The following is a 7,976-nucleotide window of genomic DNA, read 5'->3' as shown; positions in this document are numbered from 1 at the left end:
TGAACGGTTCTGGCGAACTCTCAAGTATGAAGATATTTACTTGAAGTCCTATGAATCAGTGCGAGAACTGAAAACCGGACTTACCCGGTACTTCAGGTTCTACAACAGCCGAAGATTTCATCAGGGCCTGGATTATAGGACTCCGGAAGAGATGTATATATCATTCCAGGAAAAGGAGCTTAAAGCTGCTGCATAGTCAGATTATACCGGTAGGTTCCACCTTAAATAGTTTGCAAAACTGTTTGACAAACGGGCTCAGCATAGTTTGTCATAGAGCTTGAGGCTCAGGGGCTTGTCTGTGAACGGCAGAAGGGGGTTGCTGTTTCCTATCGCGGGATATCTGTTGGGTCCTTTCGTGCAGATCTTGTTATTGAAGATCGTATTCTTGTGGAACTGAAGGCGGTAGGGCAGGTAACAAGCGGGATGGAATCGCAGCTGTTCAATTATTTGAAGTTGTCGCATCTTCCTGTTGGGTACTTGCTTAACTTCAATGCGCCGTCTTTGTTCTTCAAGCGTCTTGTGAATACGAAGCGGCATGCTCCGTAAAGGGGGCATAGCCCCTTTCCCTTTTAGTCCGTGGAAAATTGCGATTTTTTGATAATACATTTTATCAATGTCGTACCTTTACGTTACATTATTTTTATCAATTATTATTAATACAGAGTATAGCTCGAATGATTAATTTTGTTCAGTAGTTTTCATGCATAAAATGATTTTCATTATTGAAATTTTAGATGAATGCAACTAACTAAACACTGCTGATAAGGTGATTAAGAGTGGCAAGAGCCAGATCATCTTTCTGTTTTCCTAAGAGGGAAAAAGCTTCTCAAAAGAAGAGGGGTTTTGTATACTACAGAAAAAGGTATTTAAGGAGTATGTATGGAAAAAGTGAAAATGGCTTTCCTGAGTGTTGTTGTTCTTTTCTTCTTTCTCTCTTGTGGAGCATCGAAAGAAGCAGATGCAGGAACTTCACGGGGTACAGAGGGTGAAGTTATTCAAGAAGGAAATTCAGATCCCGAAATACAGGCGCCCGAGCATCCCGAAGGTTTGCAATTTGTAGATGTTGTTCCTGGGGAGTGGAGTGTTGTCCTTTCTGATGAAAAACGAGAAGAACTTGAGCGCGAAGCTGCTGAAAGCCCTGATGCTGATTCTTTAGGATTTCAAGTATTTAACAAAGATTTTACTGTTGATTACGGTGATCTGGGGGGAGTATACAAAGGATCCTGGTCATATGATGAAATGGAACATATTTTCCAGTATGAAATAAATGGTATGATTTATAGATTTAAGGTGCTTTCTTATCAGCAAAATGAAATGAAGTTACAAGAATTAATAGATCATCTAGATAAATTCTGGCAAGAAAGAATTCCGAAAGAATCTCTCAAGCCAGAAACATGGATAAAAGCGACCGATTAAGCAGTTTGCCGTAGGCTACTTTCTTTTATTTTTGTATGTACAATTTGCATGATTGATGCATCTGTATCTTCTTTCTCCTTTTTCAACTGTTGCTCCAAAAGGCACATAGGAACCCCAACAGTTAAATCTTTGGGTATCATTGGAAAAGCTTTCAACACCAAAATCAACATGAAAATGATGTTCATGCTGTTTGAGTCCAAAAACATTCTTTTTGTCTACATTATCCCTCACATATTGACAATTGAAGAGGATCGATTTCACTTCATACCGGCCCAAAACATTTGCATAGCGTAAAGCAGCTTCCCGGTCAAAGGGCAGGTTTGAGTTATTGCTAAAGGTAAAGTTTCGTCCACTCAGATCCATTGCAAGAGCCGATCCATGGGAATATGCGTTATCCGGTCGATAGGTGGAGGTAAAGGTGATTTCTTCTATGTCATCGACGTCCGGGTCGTAGAGGAAACTCCGGATATTGTCCAGTACCATGTTCATGTTTTCGGCATAGGTGGTTCCACGGGGCGCTGCTTCATGATTTCGCAGCGCCGCAAGGGTTTGTGTTCGCTCGTATTCTTCAATGTACACCGTTTTATTATTGATGTGCCCTCTATAGGTGGTTGTCTGCCCTATCTGTGTCATCCCTTCAATGAACTCGATCCAGTCGACCTGGGTAACCTTTTCAAGGTGGGTAAGGAACGTGACGGATGGGAAAAAGCTTCTCAAAAGAAGAGGGGTTTTGTATACTACAGAAAAAGGTATTGAAGGAGTATGTATGGAAAAAGTGAAAATGGCTTTCCTGAGTGTTGTTGTTCTTTTCTCCTTTCCCTCTTGTGGTGCATCGAAAGAAGCAGATGCAGGAGCTTCACAGGCTGCCAAGGGTGAAGTCATTGAGGAAGAACGTGCAGACCCCGAAATACAGGCGCCCGAGCATCCCGAAGGTTTGCAATTTGTGGATATTGTTCCCGGGGAATGGAGCGTTGTTTCTTCTTATTATCTGAATAATTCGGAGGATTTAGAGCCATCGGATGAGATAGAATTTAACAATAATTCTTACTTGATTTTCAAGGAAGAATTTGTTGTAAAGGCAGGTGATGCTGGAGGTATCTATACAGGAAGCTGGTCCTACGATGAGAAAGAATATGTGTTTCAGTATCGAAAAAGTAGCGGAATGACCCTATATCGCTATAGAGTTCTTTCGTTTGAAAATGATGAATTGGAATTAATGCTATTGATAGATCATTGGCCACCTGTTTTAAAGCAGATGGTTGAGGAAGGAGAACTGTCTACGCCTGAAATATGGAAGAGGAAATAGTTACAGTTTCATGACTGCAGTGGCCTCTTTTGCTTATAGTTACAATTCTCATAATTACAACAAGAATATCTTTCCAATTCTCCATCTGTACTTTTATACCTACCCCAACAGTTGAAATTACTGGAAGCACTTGAAAATGATGAATAATGAAAGTCAAGATGAAAATGGTGTTCGTGTTGTTTATGTCCATATACATTTCTGTATTCCGCCTTGTCAATGACGTATTGACAGTTAAAGAGGATGGCCTTTACCCCAAGGCGCCCCAGAATATTTGCATAGCGTAAGGCCTTTTCTTTATCGAAAGGTATCGTTTGGTCATTGAATTTAAAGTCCGGTCCTCCCAAATCAATGGCTAATCCTGTCCTGTGAGATGAAGCCCGGGAGCGTCCCTCTGTCTGAAAAAAGCAATTTATTTGAATACTGTTCAGATCATCAGCTTCAGGATCAAAGAGAAAGTCGAGGCAGGTATTCAATACCATCTTCATGTTTTCTCCCCGGGTTTTTCCATCTTCTGTTATGACTTCCGACCTGAGACCGGTAAGTGTTAATTCCCGGGTATTATATGAATGCAATATCCTTATCTCCTTGTCCCTTATCCTGCCGGCATAATACTGATCATCAATCAACTGCATCCCTTCAATGAACTCGATCCAGTCGACCTGGGTAACCTTTTCAAGGTGGGTAAGGAACGTGACGGGATGGAAAAAGGTGAGGTTGTCGGAGGCAGGAAGGACGGCTGCTGCCTCCTGCCAGAAATCAAGATTGCTGCTGAAGGCTCGTACCTCTTCAACCTCAGGATCGCTAAGCCGGTAAGGGTGCCTTTTTAACGCGTTAAAGTAATCATTACTTTTAGTATCCCATTCACTTTTGTGTTTGACAATCAGTTTGTTTGCAGCCTCCCGTATCTCATCATTTCGCAGGGCAGCCAGCACTCCGCCCTCGGCCAGCGTGCCGGGAACAGATACCCCGGGAGGAAGGACGTTCGCCAGAAGTTCTCCAAGCTCCATGATACCGTCCTTGTTCGGATCATCGAACTCCTGAAAGAAATCCCCCCAGTTAAAATAGTTGAGCCTGGTGATGACCCTGGTAAACAGATCTTCGGCAATCCATGCCTCGGTGTCGGGGCTCGTTTCAATGAGCACATACCTATTGTCATGTACATCCAGAGCGATATCCCTGATGCGCTCGAAGTGGTGTTGCTGCGTAATCTCCCTGGTATCGTCTTCGGAAAAATCATGCTGTTCGGGGTTTGCATCATAGACTTCTGTGAGATTTTCCTGCAGCTCGATAATCCTGTTTTCAATAATGGCTTTGGTGGTTGTCTCGGTGAGGTCGATAAAAAATGTCTGGGAAGTTTCCCCGTCTTCCAGTGCCCGGTGGAAGCGGAATTTTCTGTAATCGCCGTATTCAGATTGAGTCTGCCCGCTCAAGGCCTGTGGTATAGTGGCACTGGTAGCTATGAGCTCGAAAGTTTCATCCTCATAGATCACCACCTCCACGCTCTCAGGCTCTTTCTCCTGTTCGGTTGGGCAGGAGGTGAAGACATTGATGTGGGTATCTGCCTGGCCTTTGTAGCGATGGCCGTCCCACCTCATAGCGGTGTCCCAGGTTTCCGGTACCCAGAGCACCCAGGCCTCAATGGGTGTTCCCGAGGCCCTTCTCACCCTTCGGGCATTGCTGAACGGCAGTGATCCAAGGCGCTCACCATCATGCATAATGATTTCGAGGCAGCTGAGGCCGGGAATTGCGTGCTCCCTGGGAGCCTTTACGGCAATGTCTGCACACCTTTTGAATCCTGTTGTTCCCGGTTCTATTCGATAAACCGGTTTGTCCTCAATCGTGCCATCTTTTTTCATGGGGGTGAGAAAATCGGTATTGTCGGTGAAGAGTTCAAAATGAACAATGTCTTTGTCTTCAAGCATGTCGCCGGCGTAGCCCAGAACTGCAGAAGAGGGTATCGGTATGGGATCTCCGTAAAAAACCACCTCGCCGTTGCGCTCAACATCTTTTGCGTAGTCAGGCGGGGTAAGATCGAAGGCTACCTGATATTCCTCCCTGTTCTCCTCGCCTGCCCCGACATATACATATGCTTCTCCCTCCGGGTAATCATAAAACGCAGGATCAAGCTTGAGATATGCAGAGGAGCTTTCTCCAAAGCGCAGGTCCAGAAATCTGTCCAGGTCTTCAAAATAAACAGGATCGCCTCTGGAGATAATATCAATGGCTTCGTTGCAGATACGCCGCTCCTCGTCACGGTATCGGCCGGGAATCCTTCTGACCCTGATACCTGTCTTGTCCCCGCGACCAATTTCTCCCGCGGCTCCTTCCCGAGCATGAAGGCGGGATTGCACCTGGTAGACAGCCGGTGTTATGGTGATATCCGCCTCTGTGATGTAGACCAGACCATCCACTATTCCGTCGAGCTTGAGCCGTACCTCTGTGTGAAGCATGCCGAGCAGCCCCCTGTCCGGCGTGTCCACTATTTCGATTTCATCACCTTCGTAAAGCTTCTTCGCAGAGAAGCCCCATCTGTCCTTGTACAGGTCGGCATCCTGTGTCATGACATAGCGTCCGTCACTGGTTCTGCGAAAGGGCCTGTTAGCGGGATAGTAGCGAAGTTCCCCTTGCCTGGCCATCTCCTGGCTGATGACAAGCTCGCCCGAGGCAACCCTGAGATAGACATGCCTGTTTCCTGTTTGCCGTGCTGCTTTTTGGTGCCTCCGCTCATCGTCCCGGTCTTCAACATACGTCTCCTGGTCGGGAATGGTGAGCAGGGTATCTGCGGGAATGGTCCCAATGAGTTCTCCGCTGTCCCGATGATAGAACTCCAGCTCCCGCGCCGCCTTGTAGCTTGCTTCTTCAACAAGGGTGCAATAGCTGAGGTTGATAAACCCTTCCATACCCTGATGGGGCAGGTAGCGGCTTCTCACCTGTGCAAGAGTGGTATTTTCTTCCGGAAGGTGCCAAAGGGGATCGGTTGTGACTTCAAGGTAGCTTTCTTCGGGAAGGTATTTCCGAATGCCGGTGCCGTTTTTATGTTGATACAGGGCCAGACCGAGGCTTGCATATTCTGCCTCTGCGGTAATGGTTTTGTGGAAATAAAAGAGCCTTGATGTATCCTCTTCCGAAAGCAGTCCATAGGGTTTGAGATGCATGTACAGGGTATAAAAAGTAATCGCCTGCCCGAAGGGGGTATGAGCCTGATGGCGGACCAGGGCAAAGCTGTTGGAGTAATAGAGGTTCAGTGTGCTTTTTAGTTCACCTTCATCTTCCGGAGACATGGTTCCCGTATTCTTTTCAAAAAAGATGAGTCCACCAGTTTCCCGTTCCGTGTAGTGACGCAAAACCACAGCCCGGCCCCGGGTATTCAGGTTCCTGACCTCGTCCGCGCTAAGGCGTTCGGGAAGATCCTGACTTATATAGGTTTCGGAAAACCGGGAACAAACAAGCTCTCCCTGATAGGCCGTTTTTATGGGCCGCAGAAGATGGGTCTCGGGATCAACAACACTTTGGAGGTGCACACCGCCATGCCAGAGATTGTTCTCTCCAAGAGGATAAAATCCTCCGCCAAAGCCAAGATTATTCGAAAGGGCCTGTGCCGCCCTGTTTTCAAAGGGAAAGGTGATGCTCATGGTAGTTCTATCTCCTTTTTTCTATTACCGGGATAAGCGGAAGCGGGGGCGTCGCATGACGATGGTATATCGTTTTCCGGTCTCCAGTGTCAGGTGATATTCGCCGCCGGTTTGTTTATTCATATCTATTTCAATGACTATCGGTTTTTCCTTCTCTTCTTCTTCTTCTCTGGATTGTGTGTCACTCATCTTCTTCCTCCTGCTTCAAGACGATTTCGTAGCGTCCAGGAATCAGACCAGTCTCTTCAACAATTCCATCATCCCCGGTTGTTCCCTCTGTTTCACTCCCGTCGGGCTGTATCAATGTGTAGGAAACCGAACCCAGAGGGTTTCCCAGTGCATCACAGACGGTAGCCTTTACATCCTGCCCCATCTCAATCACCCCGCTCCGGTGCTTGCCGCACCTGAATGCCCAGGCCACAAAGAAAAACTTCGGCTTCTCGGTCAGCGGCTTCTGCGGGTCAGGCACATACACGTACTTCCAGGTAACTTCCGCCCGGCCACGCTCCACCACGGTGGACAGCTCTGCTATCTTCGGGTCAACCTCAGGGTCGGCTCCTTCCGGGTAGATCATGAAGTACACCGGGCTTCTGAGTCCGTTCTGACTCTCCACATTCGCAGAGAGCGTTACCTCTTCTCCCACCGTGGCAGTAGAAGCACTCCACTGGGGGCTGGAGATACTCCGCTCATCCTTCAAGGCATTGGGCGTCCCCCTGGGCGCCACCACCTGGGTGGTGTTCACCACAAACCCTCCATCCCGCCTGTACTGCTCGGGATCAAAGCCCGGCGGCATAAACGGGATGGCCACCGCCGTCCCAAAGGCAAAGATGCTGCAGTTCTCGGCCGGCTGCGGATCGGTGCAGGTCTTCACCTTCGCTCCCAACACCGCCGCCTCCTTCCCGTTGATCTTCACACTTCCAATGGTGCCGGATGTTACCTCTCCCTCATTGTTCGGGTTCTTCTTGAACTTCACCCCTCCTATGGGAATGTGGCCCGGGGAAAAGGCCGACTTCGACCCCTTCACCGCGGCAGGTTTGTTGTTTACCGTTACATCACTGGACAGCCCGTCTGCAAGCTTTCCCACATAGGGGTGGGGCAGCTTCGGCAGGGTCTTCCACCCCTTGCTCGTGGGTATCTGCACATCGTGCTTATCAACCCCTACAACCGGGTCGTCCTGCTTTGCCACCTGCTTGCCTTCCGCCGTTACTCCGGTGCTCCCCTTGATGGCGATCTTCGAACCTTCAAAGACGGCATTCCCTCCGGCCTTGATGCTCATATCACCTGAGGCATCAAGGCCCACATTCCCCTTTGAGCTGGCCTTCAGATTTGCGTTTGCCTTGATGATGGCCTGGCTGGATGAAGCGGTAAGCTTTCTGCACTTGATGTTGATGTCCCCAAGTTCGTTGACGATCTGAATGCCGGCCGATGAGAGGCTGATCCTCATCTTCCCCTCTTTGGCGCTGATCACAAGCTCCTCTTCTCCTTCCTTGTCGTTCATCATGATCTCAAGGCCGCTTCTTGTCCTGATGTACTTCTTGTCGTTGGCTCCGTCCTGCTCGTAGTAGGGAGGGGTCCGTTTGGTGTGCACCGAGCCGATGACAAAGGGGCAGTTGGGATTGTTG

7 protein-coding genes and 1 pseudogene are annotated in these 7,976 nt (G+C 48.0%); 4 read left to right on the top strand and 4 right to left on the bottom strand.

Annotation, left to right across the window (positions count from 1 at the left end; genetic code table 11):
* The 3 genes from F459_RS0121485 to F459_RS0121475 all read left to right on the top strand — a co-directional run.
* On the top strand, nt 1-196 hold a 196-nt coding region (locus tag F459_RS0121485), incomplete at its 5' end, for an integrase core domain-containing protein (RefSeq protein ID WP_026295153.1).
* Nucleotides 197-270: 74 nt separating this feature from the next.
* On the top strand, nt 271-546 hold the full coding sequence (locus F459_RS24745; RefSeq protein ID WP_081623780.1) for a GxxExxY protein: 276 nt from the start codon (nt 271-273) through the stop codon (nt 544-546).
* A gap of 333 nt (nt 547-879) precedes the next feature.
* A complete protein-coding gene (locus F459_RS0121475) occupies nt 880-1,416 on the top strand; it encodes a hypothetical protein (RefSeq protein ID WP_020614707.1) in 537 nt (178 codons plus the stop codon).
* Nucleotides 1,417-1,431: 15 nt separating this feature from the next.
* On the opposite strand, the gene F459_RS0121470 is transcribed toward F459_RS0121475, so the two are convergent.
* Entirely contained in the window at nt 1,432-2,133 is a 702-nt protein-coding gene (locus tag F459_RS0121470; RefSeq protein WP_020614706.1) for a hypothetical protein, read from the bottom strand.
* A gap of 49 nt (nt 2,134-2,182) precedes the next feature.
* Here F459_RS0121470 and F459_RS0121465 point away from each other — a divergent pair, with 49 nt between their 5' ends.
* Nucleotides 2,183-2,722 carry a hypothetical protein gene (locus tag F459_RS0121465; protein ID WP_020614705.1) on the top strand — a complete coding sequence of 180 codons (540 nt, stop codon included), beginning with the start codon at nt 2,183-2,185 and terminating at the stop codon, nt 2,720-2,722.
* Nucleotides 2,723-2,730: 8 nt separating this feature from the next.
* Here the strand turns inward: F459_RS0121465 and F459_RS0121460 are convergent, their stop codons facing one another.
* From F459_RS0121460 to F459_RS24325, 3 genes and pseudogenes are all read right to left on the bottom strand, one after another.
* Nucleotides 2,731-6,354 (bottom strand): hypothetical protein, encoded by a 3,624-nt coding sequence (locus F459_RS0121460; protein ID WP_020614704.1) that lies wholly within the window; start codon nt 6,352-6,354, stop codon nt 2,731-2,733.
* A 24-nt stretch (nt 6,355-6,378) separates the two neighbouring features.
* Nucleotides 6,379-6,543, bottom strand: coding sequence for a hypothetical protein (locus F459_RS24070; RefSeq protein WP_020614703.1), 165 nt, complete (start codon nt 6,541-6,543; stop codon nt 6,379-6,381).
* Nucleotides 6,536-7,976, bottom strand: a pseudogene (locus F459_RS24325) (hypothetical protein); the annotation flags it as partial. The gene F459_RS24070 and the pseudogene F459_RS24325, both read right to left, overlap by 8 nt.

It is taken from the genome of Sediminispirochaeta bajacaliforniensis DSM 16054 (assembly GCF_000378205.1).
GTDB classification, from domain to species: Bacteria; Spirochaetota; Spirochaetia; order DSM-16054; family Sediminispirochaetaceae; genus Sediminispirochaeta; species Sediminispirochaeta bajacaliforniensis.
Note: the sequence above shows the minus strand (reverse complement) of the source record. Positions and strands in the feature narration are given on the sequence as shown.